The sequence below is a fragment of the Krasilnikovia sp. M28-CT-15 genome, from assembly GCF_047159595.1.
Classification (GTDB): Bacteria; Actinomycetota; Actinomycetes; order Mycobacteriales; family Micromonosporaceae; genus Actinoplanes.
In genome coordinates this window covers 3,592,871-3,608,634 of the sequence record NZ_BAAGAK010000001.1, presented here as the reverse complement: position 1 = coordinate 3,608,634, position 15,764 = coordinate 3,592,871, and the positions used below count along the sequence as shown (strand labels likewise).

General features: G+C 74.4%; 15 protein-coding genes. 7 read left to right on the top strand and 8 right to left on the bottom strand.

What is annotated here, in order from left to right; translation table 11 throughout:
• Positions 1–70: 70 nt before the first annotated feature.
• On the top strand, positions 71–1,057 hold the full coding sequence (locus ACMCNO_RS16685; protein WP_412750361.1) for a hypothetical protein: 987 nt from the start codon (positions 71–73) through the stop codon (positions 1,055–1,057).
• Positions 1,058–1,100: 43 nt separating this feature from the next.
• Positions 1,101–2,537, top strand: a complete 1,437-nt coding sequence (locus tag ACMCNO_RS16680) for an SDR family NAD(P)-dependent oxidoreductase (protein ID WP_412750360.1) — start codon at positions 1,101–1,103, stop codon at positions 2,535–2,537.
• Here the strand turns inward: ACMCNO_RS16680 and ACMCNO_RS16675 are convergent.
• Complete coding sequence (locus ACMCNO_RS16675) at positions 2,516–3,550, bottom strand: nitronate monooxygenase (protein WP_412750359.1); 1,035 nt, start codon at positions 3,548–3,550, stop codon at positions 2,516–2,518. The genes ACMCNO_RS16680 and ACMCNO_RS16675 overlap by 22 nt on opposite strands.
• 153 nt (positions 3,551–3,703) lie before the next feature.
• Between ACMCNO_RS16675 and ACMCNO_RS16670 the strand changes: the two genes are divergently transcribed.
• From ACMCNO_RS16670 to ACMCNO_RS16655, 4 genes are all read left to right on the top strand, one after another.
• Positions 3,704–4,867, top strand: coding sequence for a peptidoglycan recognition family protein (locus tag ACMCNO_RS16670; protein WP_412750358.1), 1,164 nt, complete (start codon positions 3,704–3,706; stop codon positions 4,865–4,867).
• A gap of 64 nt (positions 4,868–4,931) precedes the next feature.
• Positions 4,932–5,453 carry a hypothetical protein gene (locus ACMCNO_RS16665; protein WP_412750357.1) on the top strand — a complete coding sequence of 174 codons (522 nt, stop codon included), beginning with the start codon at positions 4,932–4,934 and terminating at the stop codon, positions 5,451–5,453.
• A 115-nt stretch (positions 5,454–5,568) separates the two neighbouring features.
• Positions 5,569–6,114, top strand: coding sequence for a class I SAM-dependent methyltransferase (locus ACMCNO_RS16660; RefSeq protein ID WP_412750356.1), 546 nt, complete (start codon positions 5,569–5,571; stop codon positions 6,112–6,114).
• Positions 6,115–6,124: 10 nt separating this feature from the next.
• Positions 6,125–6,715 carry a hypothetical protein gene (locus tag ACMCNO_RS16655; protein WP_412750355.1) on the top strand — a complete coding sequence of 197 codons (591 nt, stop codon included), beginning with the start codon at positions 6,125–6,127 and terminating at the stop codon, positions 6,713–6,715.
• A 143-nt stretch (positions 6,716–6,858) separates the two neighbouring features.
• Here the strand turns inward: ACMCNO_RS16655 and ACMCNO_RS16650 are convergent, their stop codons facing one another.
• From ACMCNO_RS16650 to ACMCNO_RS16625, 6 genes are all read right to left on the bottom strand, one after another.
• Positions 6,859–7,299, bottom strand: coding sequence for a PRC-barrel domain containing protein (locus ACMCNO_RS16650; RefSeq protein ID WP_412750354.1), 441 nt, complete (start codon positions 7,297–7,299; stop codon positions 6,859–6,861).
• A gap of 194 nt (positions 7,300–7,493) precedes the next feature.
• The gene (locus tag ACMCNO_RS16645) at positions 7,494–8,306 is read right to left on the bottom strand and encodes a hypothetical protein (RefSeq protein WP_412750353.1); all 813 of its coding nucleotides are present in this window, start codon (positions 8,304–8,306) and stop codon (positions 7,494–7,496) included.
• The gene (locus ACMCNO_RS16640; protein WP_412750352.1) at positions 8,299–11,322 is read right to left on the bottom strand and encodes an SNF2-related protein; all 3,024 of its coding nucleotides are present in this window, start codon (positions 11,320–11,322) and stop codon (positions 8,299–8,301) included. Before ACMCNO_RS16640 ends, ACMCNO_RS16645 begins: the two co-directional genes overlap by 8 nt.
• Positions 11,323–11,333: 11 nt before the next feature.
• On the bottom strand, positions 11,334–11,783 hold the full coding sequence (locus ACMCNO_RS16635) for a DUF5990 family protein (protein WP_412750351.1): 450 nt from the start codon (positions 11,781–11,783) through the stop codon (positions 11,334–11,336).
• Positions 11,784–11,887: 104 nt separating this feature from the next.
• On the bottom strand, positions 11,888–13,165 hold the full coding sequence (locus ACMCNO_RS16630; RefSeq protein ID WP_412750350.1) for a cytochrome P450: 1,278 nt from the start codon (positions 13,163–13,165) through the stop codon (positions 11,888–11,890).
• Between the two features lie 15 nt (positions 13,166–13,180).
• Positions 13,181–13,759 carry a TetR/AcrR family transcriptional regulator gene (locus ACMCNO_RS16625; RefSeq protein ID WP_412750349.1) on the bottom strand — a complete coding sequence of 193 codons (579 nt, stop codon included), beginning with the start codon at positions 13,757–13,759 and terminating at the stop codon, positions 13,181–13,183.
• A gap of 221 nt (positions 13,760–13,980) precedes the next feature.
• On the opposite strand from ACMCNO_RS16625, the gene ACMCNO_RS16620 reads away from it, so the two are divergent.
• On the top strand, positions 13,981–14,682 hold the full coding sequence (locus tag ACMCNO_RS16620; RefSeq protein WP_412753720.1) for a DUF3626 domain-containing protein: 702 nt from the start codon (positions 13,981–13,983) through the stop codon (positions 14,680–14,682).
• A gap of 39 nt (positions 14,683–14,721) precedes the next feature.
• On the opposite strand, the gene ACMCNO_RS16615 is transcribed toward ACMCNO_RS16620, so the two are convergent.
• A complete protein-coding gene (locus ACMCNO_RS16615) occupies positions 14,722–15,057 on the bottom strand; it encodes an STAS domain-containing protein (protein WP_412750348.1) in 336 nt (111 codons plus the stop codon).
• Positions 15,058–15,764: the final 707 nt, after the last annotated feature.

The window sequence follows — 15,764 nt, the reverse complement described above, 5'->3', positions numbered from 1 at the left end:
AGCACACCGGCTGCCCGCGCGGCCGCACCACGGCCACAGCGGCCAGCCACGGACGACCGAGGAGGGTCGGTTGCCCGACGACGACGACCGCGGGCCGGTACGCCGGCCGCACCCATCGGGACGCGGGCAGGGACCGTACGGTGCCGCAGGCACCGGCCGCCGGACCAGCTACGGCTACCGCAGCGCGGGGCGGCGCGGCTCGGCCGTACCGTCGATCCTGCTCAACGACGGTCGCTCGCAGCGCCGCCTCAGCGAATTCCTGATGCCCGCCGCGGTGATCCTCGCGGGCGTGCTGCTGGTGGTGGCGTTCGGCTTCATCATCAGCGGCATGCAGCGCGACCACGACGACCCGGCGCTCACCGGGCCGCAGCCGCCCGCGCTGAACGGGGTACCGCTGGACCCCACCCCGGAGCAGACCATCCCGCTGCCCAGCGGGTCGCCCAGCCCGTCGAGCTCGCCGACCCCGCCGCCCAGCAAGAGCCCCACCCGGACCTCTCCGCCGCCCGACCGTGGCTCCGTGGCGATCAACCGGTCCGGGGTCTCGGACGTGGTCGACCTGTCCGACGAGGGCTCCCGGGACTGGGTGCACTGGGGCGAGGGGGGCACCTTCTCCCTGGAGCGCGACCGCGACGGCGACTTCCAGATCCTGGAGGGGGCGCCGACCGCCCCGCGCTTCCGGCACGCCCTGAGCCCACAGCGGTTCACCTGGACGGACGGCTCACCGGTCAGCAACTCCGACGGCACCCCTACCGGCATCCGCACCTGTGACAAGGGCAACGGCTTCACCATCTCCGCTCCGGCCACCCGCACCAGCCGCACCCTGCGGCTGTACATTGGCGCGGTCGCCGCCCGCGGTCGTCTCACCGCGAAGCTGACCACGGGCGCGGCCAGTGGGGCGGCCACGTTCGAGCAGCGCGACGGTGATCTCGCCACCGCGGTGTTCACGGTGACGTACCGGGCCCCGAAGGACGGCACACTGAAGCTGACCTGGCTCACCGAGGAGTCGTTCAACGACGACTGCGGTGGGGTCGCCCTGGAGGCGGCCACGCTGCGCTGAGCCGGGTCGCGCCCGGCCCCGCGTGGCCACGGAAGGAAAGCCGATGACGACCGCCGCTGATCCCGGCGTGGCCGGGGTGGACCCGGACCGCCTCGCGCTGTGCCTGGACGTCCTGGCCGAGGTGCAGAAGCTGCCGGTGGAGCACCCGGACGCGGTCGCCGTCCGGCGGGCCACCGCCGGGATCTTCAAGATGGTCAAGCAGCGCCGCCGCGAGGAGCGGCGCGACGCGATCCGCAGCGCCGACCGGGCGGTCGACGCGGCCACCGCGACGGCCGCGCCCGGGCGCATCGACGACGAGACGGCCGGGCTGCCGCTGCGCACCAGCACCGCGGGACTCAGCGCCGGCACGCTGCACCGCGCCCGCAGCTGTTACATCTGCAAGCAGCGGTACCGGGAAGTGGACGCGTTCTACCACAACCTGTGCCCGGAGTGCGCGGCGCGCCATCACGAGCGGCGCGACGCCCGTACCGATCTGACCGGGCGGCGGGCGCTACTCACCGGCGGCCGGGCCAAGATCGGCATGTACATCGCGTTGCGGCTGCTGCGCGACGGCGCCCACACCACCATCACCACCCGCTTCCCGAACGACGCGGTCCGCCGTTTCGCGGCGATGCCGGACAGCGCGGACTGGCTGCACCGGCTGCGGGTGGTCGGCATCGACCTGCGGGACCCGGCCCAGGTGGTGGCGCTGGCCGACTCCGTCGCGGCCCGCGGACCGCTGGACATCCTGATCAACAACGCAGCCCAGACGGTACGACGCTCCCCCGGCGCCTACTCCGCCCTGGTGGCGGCCGAGTCGGCGCCGCTGCCCGCGGGCGCGCTGCCGGAGCTGGAGTTCCTCGGCGGCCGGTCCCCCGCCAGCGCGCTGGCCGGTCCGGCGCCGGCCGACGGCGCGCCGGGCACCCCGGTGCCCATCACCCCGGAGGCGGTGACCGCGCTGGCGCTGACCGCCGGGTCGACCGCGATCGACGCGGGCGGGCTGGTCCCCGACCTGACCGCCAGGAACAGCTGGAGTGACCGGGTGCACGAGGTGAACCCGATGGAGCTGCTGGAAGTGCAGCTGTGCAACGTCACTGCGCCGTTCGTCCTGGTCAGCAGGCTGCGCGCGGCGATGACCGCCTCGCCGTTCCCCCGCCGGTACGTGGTGAACGTGTCCGCGATGGAGGGCGTGTTCAGCCGCGGCTACAAGGGCGCGGGACACCCGCACACCAACATGGCCAAGGCGTCGCTGAACATGCTGACCCGCACCAGCGCGGCCGACCTGTTCACCGACGGCATCCTGATGACCAGTGTGGACACCGGCTGGATCACCGACGAACGGCCGCACCCCACCAAGATGCGGCTGGCCGACGAGGGCTTCCGCGCCCCGCTCGACCTGGTCGACGGCGCCGCCCGGGTGTACGACCCGATCGTGCGCGGCGAACGCGGCGAGGATCTGTACGGCTGCTTCCTGAAGGACTACCGGCCCGCCGACTGGTAGAGCCGCCCGAACGTGTCCGCGAGGGGCTCCGCGCGGGCGTGCCGGTAGCCGGTGCCCGCCCACAGGTGCAGGCGTTCCGGGTCCCCGGCGGCCGCGGCGGCGCGGCGCACCGGCGCGGTCAGGTGGTGGATCGCCGGGTAGCCGAGCGGCGCGCGGGCGGTGTTGCGGTCGATGAAGTCGTTGCGCAGCCCGCGCGCCGGGCGCCCGGTGAACGCCCGGGTGAGCACGGTGTCGCGCCGCCCCTCGGCCAGCGCCGCCTGGTACGTCGCCGACGCGCCGCTCTCGCGGGTGCGTACGAGCACGGTCCCGACCACCACGGCGGCGGCACCGGCGCGTCCGGCGGCGGCCACGTCCGTGGCCGTGCCGATGCCCCCCGCCGCGAGCATCGGCAGCCCCGTACGGGCGCGGACCGCGGCCAGCAGGTCGGTGAGCCGCAGCTCCGGCAGCGGCCGGTGCGGGCTGAGGGTGCCGGAGTGGCCGCCCGCCGCGGCGGCCTGCACGATCAGCGCGTCGACCCCGGCGTCCGCCGCCGCCTGCGCCTCCGCCGGATCCGTCACGGTCTGCCAGGTGAGCGTCCCGGCCCGGCGCAGGGCGGTGACCGTGCGCCGGTCGGGGATCCCGAACGTGAAGCTCACCACGGGTACGGGGTCCGCGATCAGCAGGTCCACCTTGTCCCGCCAACCGTCGTCGTCCTCGACCGGGGCGGCAGCCCGCAGGCTGAGGCCGAACGTCTCGGCCTCCGGTTCGAGCTGGTCGGCGTACCGCCGGAAGGCGTCCGGGTCGACCGGCACCGGCGAGGGCGCGAACACGTTGACCCCGAACGGCACACCGGTCTCGCGTACCTCGGCGATCTGCTTGGCGAGGTCGGCGGGGCTGCGGTACCCGGCGGGGACGAATCCGACACCGCCCGCGTGGGCCGCCGCGGTCACCAGCGCGGTGGTGGAGGCACCACCGGCCATCGGGGCGGCGATGAGGGGGACGGTGAGCTGGAGTCCGGGCAACGGCGTACGCATGCGACGGTTCTACCGCAGGGCCGCCACCCCGCAGTGCCGTTCGGCCTGCCCTTACCCGGCGCCGCCACCCCGTAGCGCGCTGTTCGGCCTGCCCGGCATCCGTAGGCAAGGCCCGGTCGGGGCGCTGTGGGACACGCCGGTAGATTGACCGGCATGGTTTCGCGTCGATCTCTGCTGCGCGGCGCGGGCGGTCTGGCCGCCGCGCTGCCGTTGTCCGCCGCACCGGCGGCCCGCGCCGATGCCGGTCCGGCCGCTCCCGCGACCGCCGCGGACACGGCGCCCCCTGCGGCGGCCGAGGGCACCGTGGCGGCCACGGTGCAAGCCGCGCGCGGCCCGCTCGACGGCGCCCAGGTGATCACCCCCGAGCTGACACCCACCCACCTCGTCGTGTCGGCGCCGGCACAGGTCCGGCTGCGCACCGCCGAAGGCTGGCAACCGTGGCGCCCGGCCTCCGGCTGCCCGGGCGGACCCGACCACCCGGTCGCCGGCCTCAGCGCGCTGGTCCCGGCCGCGGGCATCGTGGAATATCAGGTACGCCGCGCCGACGGCGTCCCGGTCGAGGTCACGGAGCTGAACACCGTGGCGGGCCCGGTCCGTGCCGCGGCGGCCCCGGTGGCCGCCGCGATGCCACTGTCCGGCGCCACGGACTGTCCGTGGCGCCCGCGCTACCTGAGCCGCGCCGCCTGGGGCGCCGACGAGTCGTACCGGTTCAACCCGGACGGCACGCTGGACACCCCGCCCGCGTTCTACGGTGTGCAGACCCTGACGGTGCATCACAGCGGCGAGGACAATCCGGAGCCGGACCCAATCGCGCACATCCGGGGGATCTACTACAACCAGGCCGTCGCCATGGACTGGGGCGACATCGGCTACCAGCTGCTCATCGACGCCGAGGGCCGGGTGTACGAGGGCACGTACTCCGACCCCGACCGGGTTCCGGTCTTCGGGCCGCAGCGCGGCGCGGACGGCCGGCCGCTGATGGTCAACGGCGCCCACGTGGGCGGGTTCAACGCGGGCAACATCGGGATCTGCCTGCTCGGCAACTACATGGTCGCGCCGCCGCCGGCCGCGTCCCTGCGGTCGCTGACGGTGGTGCTGGCGCTGCTGGCCTCGGCGACCGGGCTCGACCCGCTCGGCACGACCCGCTACGTCAACCCGGTGTCCGGTGCCGCGGCCACGATCGCGACGATCTCCGGCCATCAGGACTGGCACACCGCCAACCCGGCGGCCGGATCGACCCTGTGCCCGGGCGACCAGCTGTACGCGCGGCTGCCGCAGCTCAGGCAGCGGGTCGCCGCCCTGGTACGTACCCTTTGAGGATTTCTGTCGTTGACCGGCATTCCGTGGAAACGGAGCGGATCGCGGCCATAAGGTCCGGGATATGAAGGCGCTTCTGAACTCCCTGACCGAGGCTGAGCTGGCGCTGGTCCGTGAAACCGAGCGCGAGCAGATCATCAACGCCGACGAGGACGCCCTGGTGCAGTTGCACGAGCGGATCCGCCGGGCCAGGAACAAGTACGTGGGTCTGTACCGCCGCGAGGCCGGCGCCCGGGTCGCCGAGTACGGGGGACGGGGCAAGGCACGGCCGAAGAACACGCGCAACGCGGAGAAGGCCGAGGTTTTCGAGGACGCCCTCGCCCGGGTCAGCCGGCAACTGGCGGTCGCCGCCCGGCGCAGCGCGCAGCTGCTGCGCAGCGAACGCCTGGCCGCGGTCCGGCAGGCGCGCAACACGACACCGCCGACCGCGTCGCGGCGCCCGGCCACCACCCGCCCGGGCCGGCCCGCCAAGCGTGCGGCGAGCCCGAAGCGGGCCGCCCCGGCGGCGGGTCAGGCCGCCCGTAAGCGGCAGGCGGCCAGCGCCGCCGCGGACGCTCGGCGGCAGGCCCGGCGCGACAGCCCGTGACCGACAGCCCGTACGACCTGGACTACGACCAGCTCTACTCGACGCCGCCGGCTCGGGTGGACCGCCCTGGGACATCGGCGGGCCGCAGCCCGCTCTGGCGCGCGTGCTGGACCAGGTGAGGGGCCCGACGGTGCTCGACGTCGGCTGCGGCACCGGCGATCTGGCGATCGCGCTGGCCCGCCGCGGCCACGAGGTGACGGCGGTCGACCTCTCCCACGTGGCGATCGACCAGGCCCGCGCCAAGGCCGCCCGGGCGGGGGTACGGGTCCGCTTCGAGGTCCAGGACGCCACGCGCCTGTCCCTGCCGTCGGCGCCGTTCGACTCCGTGTTCGACTCGGGTCTGCTGCACACCCTGCACCGGCGCGGCGGCGGCGAGGCCGCCGACTACCTCGCGCTGCTGCCGGGGCTGGCCGCGCCGCACGCGCGGGTCTTCGTCCTGGCGGTGTCGTGGGAGGCGGGCCAGGGGTGGGGTGTGACCGAGGAGTTCCTGCGGGCGAGCTTCCCCGTGCCGCGGTGGGTCGACACGGCGGTCACCCCGATCGACGTGGCCGCCGAGTTGCCCGGCCGGGAGTTGCTGCTGCGCGGCTTCCTGCTCCGCACGGTCCGCGCCGCCGACGCGCCGGTTGATCCGTCCGCAACGAGTGACGTCGATATCCGCTAGCGTGTCGGGCATGCCGCGCATGCGTTGGTCGATTGCCGTCACCGCGGCGGCGCTGCTCGCCGGTTGTGCCCGTCCGGGCACGGGCGCCGCCCCGGAGCCGGCACCCACCAGGATCGCCGTCGACGTCCAGGCGACCGGGACGGGGCCACCGGTCCCGGTGCCCGCCCCTGGGGATCCCGCCCCACCCCGACCCGGCGTGGCATCCTGTGCTCAGGGCGCAACCCCGACGCCGTCGGTGGACCCCTCCGCATCCTTCGACATCAACGACCCGCAGCAACGGGCCCGGCACGCCCTCGCGCAGCAGTACCCTCCGACCCCGCGGCGTGGGGGGCTGGCGGAGGCCGCCGTGCCCGGCGCCGAGGCATGCATCCGAGCGCTGACGATGCGGTTCACCCTGCTGGCCGCCGGGGCCCGGACCGTGCCCGACCGGCGGGCGGTCGACGCGGCGCTGCGGTCGGCCGGGCTGCTGAGGATCGTGGTCCGCCCCGGGCCGGCCTTCGCCGCGTCGACCGGAAGCGCCTGCGTGTACGGCGCCTTCACCCCGGCGGGACCGGCCTTCGAGATCGGCCCACTTGCCGGCGACGACTCCTGCCGCCCATGACCCGGTGCCGCCCATGCCCCGGCGCCGCCCATGACCCGGCCGAGGCGGGCGTGGGTGGCCCAGAGCCCATCGAGCCGCCGCCGGGCCGTAAGGCGCCGCCGACCGGCCCCTGAGGACGGTCGGCGGCGCCTGCCTGCCCGCCCTCACATCGGCGGTGCGTCGCGGTAGCTGCCGGTGTAGTAGTCGCCGACCCGCTCCCGGTATTCCGGGGTGCTGAACGTGTCCTTGTCGTACTCGGGAGAGCTCTTGATCTGGTCCTTCGTGCGGTCGACATAGACCTTGCGGTCCTCGTGGGCGACCCGTTGCACCGTGCCGGCGGGCAGCATCACCTTCCGGCCGAAGATCCACGGGCCGGTGTCCACGACCAGCAGGGCGCCACCCACGTCGTACGTGGCCTCGTCGATCGAGCCGATCCGGCCGTCGAGGGCCTCGACGTGGTAGCCGACGAGGTCCACCGCGGCCTGCCCGTCCGCGCGCAGATCGCTGGTCGAATCGGCGTCGGGGCTGCGGTCGCCGGTGTCGGAATAGCCGCCGACCAGCGCGGGATCGCGCCAGTTCCAAGGGTTGAACGTGAACGGTTGCATCACGGTCTCCTCACACGTCGATGAATGCGCCGTATCCGTCAACTACCCGTCCGGCAGGATCCGAACCCTCGAGGTGTGCCAGAGCGCCGCTTCCACTGTGGGCGATGCGCGCATGCTCCGGGACGACCCATCACGGACAGGTCACACGCCCACACACCGACATGGCGGACGGCGAATCGAGCCGGACCGGACCATCACTGGTCCACCGGGTTGTCCAACGCCCGGTACGCGTCGCGGAGCAGCTCGGCCAGGGTGCGGCCGCCGTATCCGAGCGCGGGGCTGTCGAACTCGTCGAGCAACGCGTCCGGCCGCCCGCCCGGCAGCGTCGCCGATCCCAGCCATATCGATCCGGTGTCCTCCCATCCCAGGCGGGCGGGTGACACGGCGGTGGCCGAGCTGGCGGCGGCGCCCCAGAAGTCCGCGAGGTCGCCGAGGTCACCGTCGTCCGGCGGCGCGGCGACCGGCTCCGGATCCCCGTGGGCGGCGGCACCGCGCAACTGCCGCAGCCGCTCCAGCAACTCGTCGCGGCCCCGCCCGCGCCACGCGAAGGCGCCGAACGGATCCGTGTCCAGCGAGTCCGCCAGCGCGTAGCACGTCGCGGCGAGGTGGACACACGGCATCGGCCACCGCTCGCACGTACAGTCCATCGCCACCTCGTCCAGCGCCAGTGGCAACAGGCTCAGCCCGGCCCGGGCGAAGACCGCCGCGATGTCGTCCGGCATACGCCCGGCGAACAGGTCCGCGACGGAGCGCGTCCGGGCCGCCAGGTCGTCCTCGACGCGGGCCCATTCGGCGGCGCCGAACGCCCGCACCGCGATCCGGGCCCGATGCGCGGTGGGCTCGTCACCCGCGCGGACCTGTGCCACCACGAGGCTGCCGGAGATGGTGAGGCTGCGCACGTGCCCGGCGCGGGCGTCGCGGCGCCCACGGGCGAACGTCGGCCCCATCCGCAGCGCCTCCACCATCGCGAGGAACGGAGCGGCGAAACGTTGGCGGCGATCAGTCACCGATCGCCTCCGAATCCAGGGCCAGCAGGTCGCGCAGTTCCGCGGTGGACAGCGTGGTGAGCCACCCCTCCCCCGTGCCGACGACCCGCTGGGCGAGGGTGCCCTTGTCGGCGAGGAGCCGGTCGATGCGCTCCTCCAGCGTGCCGAGGCAGACGAGCGTGTGCACCTGGACGTCGCGCTGCTGTCCGATGCGGAACGCCCGGTCGGTCGCCTGCGCCTCGGTGGCCGGATTCCACCAGCGGTCGACATGCACGACGTGGTTGGCAGCGGTGAGATTGAGGCCGGTGCCGCCCGCCTTGAGGGAGAGCACGAAGATCCCGGGCCGCTGGTCCGCCTGGAACTGGGCGACCAGCTCGTCGCGGGCGGCCCGCGGGGTGCCACCGTGCAGGTAGCGGACCGGCACGCCGAAGCGGGCGGCGAGATGGGGCGCGAGCATGGCACCGAAGCGGGCGTACTGGGTGAAGCACAGGGCCCGTTCGCCCTCGGCGAGCACCCGGTCGAGGATCTCCTCCAGGCGCTCCAGCTTGCCGGACCGGCCGGGCAGCGGCGAGCCGTCGCCCAGCAGGTGAGCGGGATGGTTGCAGACCTGCTTGAGCTTGGTCATGGCGGCCAGCACGATGCCCTTGCGGCGCTTGTCGTGCGCCTCGGCGAGGCGGCCCAGCAGCTCGTCCAGGACGGCCTGGTACAGGGTGGCCTGCTCGGCGGTGAGCCCGCACAGGTGCCGGACGTGCCGCTTGTCGGGCAGGTCGGTGAGGACGGCCGGGTCGGCCTTGACCCGGCGCAGCAGGAACGGCCGGGTGGCCTGGCGCAGCCGGTCGGCGGCGTCGTCGTCGGCGTACCGCTCGACCGGCACCGCGTACCGGGCCCGGAAGGTGTGTGCCGGGCCGAGCATCCCGGGGTTGAGGAAGTCCAGAATGGACCACAGTTCGGCCAGCCGGTTCTCCACCGGGGTGCCGGTGAGCGCGATCCGGGACCGGGCCGGGATGCGCCGCACCGACCGGGCGACCGCGCTGGCGCTGTTCTTGATGTGCTGCGCCTCGTCCAGCACGATCCGGTCCCAGGCCACGGCGGCGAGGGCGGCGGCGTCGCGGGTGGCGGTGGAATACGTGGTCAGCACCACATCACACCCGTCCGCCAGGTGCGCCGGGTCGGGCCGGTCGGCACCGTGCAGCACCCGGACGACCAGCCCGGGGGCGAACCGGGCGGCCTCGCGCTGCCAGTTGCCCAACACGGACAGCGGGCAGACCAGCAGGGTGGGGCCGCTCTGGGCGTGCAGCAGCAGGGCCAGCAGCTGGACGGTCTTGCCGAGGCCCATGTCGTCGGCGAGGCAGGCGCCCAGACCCAGCCGGTCGAGGAACGCCAGCCAGGACAACCCCCGCCGCTGGTACGGCCGCAGCTCACCGGCCAGTCCGGCGGGCGGCTCGAGGAGTTCGAGCCGCCGCTCCAGTCCCCCGCCGAGCAGGTCGGCCAGCCATCCCGTGCCGCCGGTGGCGGTGACCGGCAGGGGTAGTTCCTCGGGCGGCAGCAGCCGCACCAGGCGCAGCGCGTCCCCGGCGGTCATGGTGCCGCCGCCGCGGCGCAGGAAGCTCAGCCCGGCCCGCAGGTGCTGCGCGTCGAGGTGGACCCAGCGGCCGCGCAGCCGCACCAGGGGAACCTTGGCCCGGGCGAGGTCCGCCAGCTCGTCCTCCGTGAGGGTGCGGCCGCCGAGCGCCAGCCCCCACCGGTACTCGACGATGGACGCGAGGTCGACCGCATCGTCGCGCAGCACCGGGCTGATCTGGTCGGGTGGGCGCACCTGCAGCGACAGGCCGAGGCCGTGCGGTTCCCGCCACCAGGCGGGCACGAGCACCCCGAACCCGGCCTGCTCCAGCACGGGCGCACCGGAGAGGAATCGGTACGCCCCCTGCGTGTCGAGGATCAGCTCGGCGGGCCGGGCCGCGTCGAGGGCCGGGTCGAGTTCGGGCAGCAGCCGGGCCGCCCGGCCCAGGCCGGTGAGTAGGCGTTCCTGGGGGTGGTGCGTCCAGCGGCGCAGCGGTGCGGTGCGGTCACGCCACACGTCGGCGGCGGGGACGAGTGCGCTCGGCTCGTCGCGGGCCTGCAGCAGGAACTCCAGCAGCCAGCGGTCCGTGCCCGCGGTGTCCGGGTCGGGCAGGTGCGACAGCCGGAAGCAGACCCGCACCGCGGCGCCCGTGGTGGCCTGGACGTGCCAGCCGTCCAGGGCCGCGGTGAGCTTGTCGAGTTCGTCGGGTGGCGCGTCGAACTCGGGGGCACCGGTCAGGGCGGCCAGCCACGGGGCACCGGCGGGTCCGCGCCCGGCCAGCCGCCGCCGGACGTCGGCGTCGACGAGGCGTCCCAGCGCGGCGTGCACCGTGTCCGCGGCCGGCAGCCCGGCGACGTCGCCGGGCCGGGCGCGCTCGGCGCGGCAGGCGGGTGGCATCCGGCGCAGCAGTTCGGCGTGCCGGGCCGCGTCGGCACCGGTCAGCACCGGCCGCCAGCGGGCGCGCGGGCGGGGGCCGTCGGCGAGCACGGCGGGCAGGACCCGCCCCCGGGTCACCAGCTCGGTGGCGAACGCACTCAGCTCGGCAAGCCAGGTCAGCGACGGGGCGGGCCGGGCGTCGAGCGCGTCCGCGAGGTCGTCCGGCACGGCGGGCACGGTCACGGCGGGCACGGCCCAGGGGCGCAGCCGCGGGATCCCCCGTCGCGCTGGCAGGCCGAGCTGCGGCGACGGCAGCGGCCCGGCCCCGGTCGAGGGCAGCAGCAGGGTCGCCGGCCGTGCCACCGCGCCGGGCATCGGGCCCGGCTCCACGGCGAACGGGTGCGGCCGGGCGGCGCCCCGGGCCTGCCGGCGCTGGCCCGGGGGCACGGAGCCGGATCGGGGCGGCCGGTCGTCGGCGGGTGGCCGCGCGGCGGTGTCGGCCTCGGTCCACACGCCGAGGCTGCCGTCGCGGGCGACGAAGCCGTGTGCCACCCGCACCGAGTCCGGCGGCGGGATCGGTGCCGGATCCGGGCGCTTCACTCTCGGATCTGTCACGGCTCGGCCAGCCGCCAGGCGATGTCGGGCGGCCGGACCCGGGCGCAGCGGGGCCCACCCGCCGGGTCGGTGAGGCCCAAACGCCCGGTCAGCACTCCCTCACCGGCGTGCGCGGCACGCAGCAGCGCGCCAGGGATGTCGCCGAACATCAGCTTGGCGCGGCGGAACATCGCGAACTCGTCGCCGTCGACCCCACCCCAGCTCACATACAGGAAGCGGGCACCGGGCCGCCCGTGGACGTACGGCCCGGAGACGTCGAGCAGGCCGTCGACCTCGCGGGTGGTGACGTCCAGCTCCCACGTCGCCGAGGAAGCGTCGGCGCGGATGCGACCCACCACCTCCGCGCGCCGCTGGATGCCGACGTGCACGTTGCCCAGGCGCAGGGCGGCCGCCTCGGCACCGCCGCCGCGGCCGGGCAGGTCGACCCCCTCGATCCGGACAAGCACTCCCCGACTCTAGGCACCACCTCCGACAGTCCTGACCCCGCCCGACGCGCGGGCCAAACTCGCGGCGTGCCCGCCCTCGACCAGGACGGGCCAGAGACCGCAGTTCAGGCGGTGAGCCCGTGATCGGCGCGGGCGCGGGCCGGGGCCTGGACCGGCAGGTGCAGGGGGCCGCGGATGACGCTGGAGGCGCGGCGGCGCAACGGGCCGTTGCGGCGCAGGCCGGGCAGGCGTTCGGCGAGCCGCTGTAGCGCGATGGTCGCCTCCAGCCGCGCCAGCGGCGCGCCCACGCAGTAGTGGATGCCGCTGGAGAACGCGAGGTGCTCGACGGTCTGCGGGCGGTGGATGTCGAACCGGTCCGGGTCAGGCCACACCTCGGGATCGCGGTTCGCGGCGCCGAGCAGCGTCACCACGAACTTGCCCCGCGCGACCGTGCGCCCTTCCAGCTCGACGTCCTCCTGGGCGCACCGGGCCGTGCGCTGCACGGGCGGGTCCCAGCGCAGCGTCTCCTCGATCGCCGCGGCGGCCAGCCCCGCCGGGTCGGCGCACAGGTCGGCCCACTGCGCGGGGTGCGCCAGCAGCGCGTGCACCGCGTTGCCGATCAGGTTGACCGTGGTCTCGAAGCCCGCCACCAGCAGCAGCGAGCACATCGGCAGCATCTCGGCGGGCTGGATCTGGTCGCCCTCGGCGGCGACGATCCGGCTGATCACGTCGTCGGCGGGCTCCCGGCGGCGCAGCGCGAACAGGCTCTCGAACAGTTCGCGCAGTTCGTCGTTGGCGGCCTTGAGGCGGGCGGCGTGACGCAGCGAGTGGATGCCCTCGAGGGCGCTGCCGATGACGGCGCCGTACCGGGTGAACCGGTCCGCGTCCGCGTCGGGCACACCGAGCAGGTCGGTGATGACCGCGATCGGCAGCGGGGCCGCGTACGCGGACACCAGGTCGAAGTCGGCTCCGGCCCGGTCGAGCAGTTCGTCGACGCGGGCCTCGATGCGTGGGCGGTAGCCGGCCATCTGCCGGGGGCTGAACGCGGGCTGGGCGAGGCGGCGCAGCCGGGTGTGGTCGGGCGGGTCCCGGTCGAGGAACGACATGTCGAACTCGTCGTCGGGTACGGGCACGGTCAGCTCGGTGGCATTCACGCCGAAGCGCCGGTCCCGCAGCACCGCGCTGCACACCCGGTGGCTGGTGGTGACCCAGTTGCCCAGCCGGGTCGGGGCGAGCGGCCCGGCTGCGCGCATGCCGTCGTAGACCGCGTACGGGTTCTCCCGCCCGGCGCGCAGGTGCAGCAGCGCCACCGGGTCACGGCGGACGTACCCGTGGTACGCCCAGTCGAGGCGGCGGCGGTAGAGAGCGGCGGCGAAGGCGGCGGTGCGACGCAGATCGGCCATGTGCGGGGCCTTTCGTCAGGATGCGCCCAACCCTCGGGTGTAGGTGTCCACGACGAGGTCGGGTGCGGAGCGGGGGGCGAGGTGTCCGGAGTAGACGGATTCGGCGGCGACGTACACGAGGGAGTAGAAGGTCTGCAGCAGCCAGTGGTCGGCGACCTCGGCACGCAGCAGGCCACGGTCGCGGGCCCGCTGGAGGACCGTGAGGGCCTGCGGTTCGACGCTCTTCCACCGGCGGCCGATGTCCTCGGCATGGTCGAAGATCGGGTTGCGCCAGAGGAACGCGAGGTGCGGGCCGACCGCGATCATCGCCTCGGCGAGGGCCCGGATGCCACCGTCGGGCGCGTCGGTGGCGCGCACGGCCGTACCGATCCGCTGCTCCCACAGGTCGATGGCCCGGTGGCCGACCGCACGCAGCAGGTCGTCGCGGGTGGCGTAGTGCTTGTGCAGGGTGGTGCGGCCGATGCCGGCCGCCTCGGCGACCTCGGCCAGTGACGCGGCGGGGTCGGCGACGAGGACCTCGACGGCGACGTCGAGCAGAGCGGCCGCGGTGGCCAGCCGTACGGCGGAGCGCCGCCGCGCCACGCGAACACTCATGTTCACAACGGTACAGATGTGTTCAGCCGAACTCCAGGCGTGACCGGGAACCGATCGCCGTCGTAGGACAGACTTTCCCGGTGGAGTCAGGACCGGGCACCGAGGAGCCGTGGCATTTGGCGCTGCGCCACGTCGCGGCCCGGTCCCACGGTTCGCCGGTGGATCCGGCGCTGCGGATCACGCTCAACTTCCACCCCGACCGCGGCGTCGGCGGCACCGCGATGCTCACGGCGCTCACCGCCGACGGCGTGTACGTCTCCCAGTTCGTCACCGGCACCAGCAACGGCGGTCTGACGGCGCATCCGGGCGGCGACCGGTGGCGCTGGGAGAGCCGCATCTTCGGCGGCGCCTACGACACCGCCCCCGCGCGCCTGCGGCCCGTGTACGGCGCCTTGAACTTCCGCCGCAGCACGGTGGGCGCCGCACCCCGCTTCGGCTCGGCGCACCTGCGCCTGACCGGGGCGGCACTGGGGCGGGCCACCTTCTGCTACCCCGACAGTCATCAGGAGCCGACGGCGTTCGCGGTGGCGGACCGCATGTCGCTGATCGAGCTGGCCACCGCCGACCGGCCGGACCGGTTGGACGACTACATCGAGGCACAGGTACACGGACCGGTCCGGCTCGACGCTGACGTCGAGGCGCTGGTGCTGGATCCGAGCTACCGGGGTACCGACGTCGAGGCCGCGGCCGCGCTGCTGCCCTGCCCCCTGGAGTGGCATCGCGGCTTCCGGCTCACCGTGGCGCAGCTGCGGCGGCATCCCGGATACCGGGGCCCGGAGTATGTCGAGCTGAGCGCCGAGATCGCGGTCGCCGGCCGGCTGACCCCGCGGGTGATCGGCGATGCCGCACGCACCGGCCGCTACGACGCCCAGCACCTCAAGAAGGTCTGGCACTACCTGGCCCGGTTCGGCGCGCCGCGGTGAGTTCGGGCGCGACCGTCCACACCGGTCCGCGCGCCGCCGTCAGCCGGGGTGAGCCTGCGACGCCCAAGGCGTTCCGGGCAGGCCGAACATCTCCGCCAGCCCGGTGACCCGCAGCTGGCGGTGGACGAATTCGCTGGGGTTGCGCAGCGTGAAGCGGGCGCCCACCTCGCGTGCCGCGTTCGCGCCGGAGACCAGTGCGCCGACCCCCATCGAGTCCATGAACGTGACGAACGTCAGGTCGACGATCATGCTGACCGGGCGTTCGCCGTGCAGCGTGGAGATCAGGGTGGCCCGCAACGCGTCGACTGTGGCGGCATCCACGGAGCCTCGGACGTCGACGACGATCGCCCCGTCGGCCTGCCGGCGTGTCGTCATCACGGCCTCGCCCATTGCGACCTCCGCCCTGGCGACCTGCCCCGTGCGATCACGGTACAACGGCGCCGATGTAGTCCGCAGGCTGCCGCCCATTCGGGTACGGGCGACGGACAACGAATGCGGCTTCCCGGCGAGACCGGTCCCGCCGGGACAGCGCCGGGGAGCGATGCGCGGCGGATCCGGCGTGCCGGGCATGACGAGCGTGCTGGGCATGACGGAGCCAGTCCTCGTGGGACGGACCCCGCCATGGATGGCACCGCGGCTGTTGCCCGGCCGGGGATGACGGCGGGCGCCGGGAACCGGAGTGTGTGGGGCGACGCTAGGCCAGCCGGCCGGCGCGGCGCCGCGCGGCCCGCCGGGGGGTGATCCTGATCATGCGGTGCGGCGCCGCCACCACCGGGGGATGCGGAAGCGGGGACACCGGTCGGCCCCACAGAAGGTGCAGTCGGTTCCCTTGCGGTGATGCTCGTGAGCGCGGCGCTGATGGCCGCAGACACAGAGCGCGTCCTGCCGGTTCATCGGATTACCCACAGTGGTGGTTCGCACACTCTCAGACTCCAGGCGGGCCAATGGGTCACCGGATCAACCCGTCCATCTCTCCGTAGGTGACGGGCGTCGGCGGCCCCTGCAACCAACCTGCACCCGAAGCAACACGTTCTGTAATGATTGCCCTGCGTGATGGGTTTCACAGGGAGGAATCCGACATT

What these genes read in the sequence shown, in the direction of transcription:
- ACMCNO_RS16680 (WP_412750360.1), top strand. Translation starts at nt 1,101, where the DNA reads ATGACGACCGCCGCTGATCCCGGCGTGGCCGGGGTGGACCCGGACCGC.
- ACMCNO_RS16675 (WP_412750359.1), bottom strand. Translation starts at nt 3,550, where the DNA reads ATGCGTACGCCGTTGCCCGGACTCCAGCTCACCGTCCCCCTCATCGCC.
- ACMCNO_RS16670 (WP_412750358.1), top strand. Translation starts at nt 3,704, where the DNA reads ATGGTTTCGCGTCGATCTCTGCTGCGCGGCGCGGGCGGTCTGGCCGCC.
- ACMCNO_RS16665 (WP_412750357.1), top strand. Translation starts at nt 4,932, where the DNA reads ATGAAGGCGCTTCTGAACTCCCTGACCGAGGCTGAGCTGGCGCTGGTC.
- ACMCNO_RS16655 (WP_412750355.1), top strand. Translation starts at nt 6,125, where the DNA reads ATGCCGCGCATGCGTTGGTCGATTGCCGTCACCGCGGCGGCGCTGCTC.
- ACMCNO_RS16650 (WP_412750354.1), bottom strand. Translation starts at nt 7,299, where the DNA reads ATGCAACCGTTCACGTTCAACCCTTGGAACTGGCGCGATCCCGCGCTG.
- ACMCNO_RS16630 (WP_412750350.1), bottom strand. Translation starts at nt 13,165, where the DNA reads ATGGCCGATCTGCGTCGCACCGCCGCCTTCGCCGCCGCTCTCTACCGC.
- ACMCNO_RS16625 (WP_412750349.1), bottom strand. Translation starts at nt 13,759, where the DNA reads ATGAGTGTTCGCGTGGCGCGGCGGCGCTCCGCCGTACGGCTGGCCACC.
- ACMCNO_RS16620 (WP_412753720.1), top strand. Translation starts at nt 13,981, where the DNA reads ATGCTCACGGCGCTCACCGCCGACGGCGTGTACGTCTCCCAGTTCGTC.
- ACMCNO_RS16615 (WP_412750348.1), bottom strand. Translation starts at nt 15,057, where the DNA reads ATGACGACACGCCGGCAGGCCGACGGGGCGATCGTCGTCGACGTCCGA.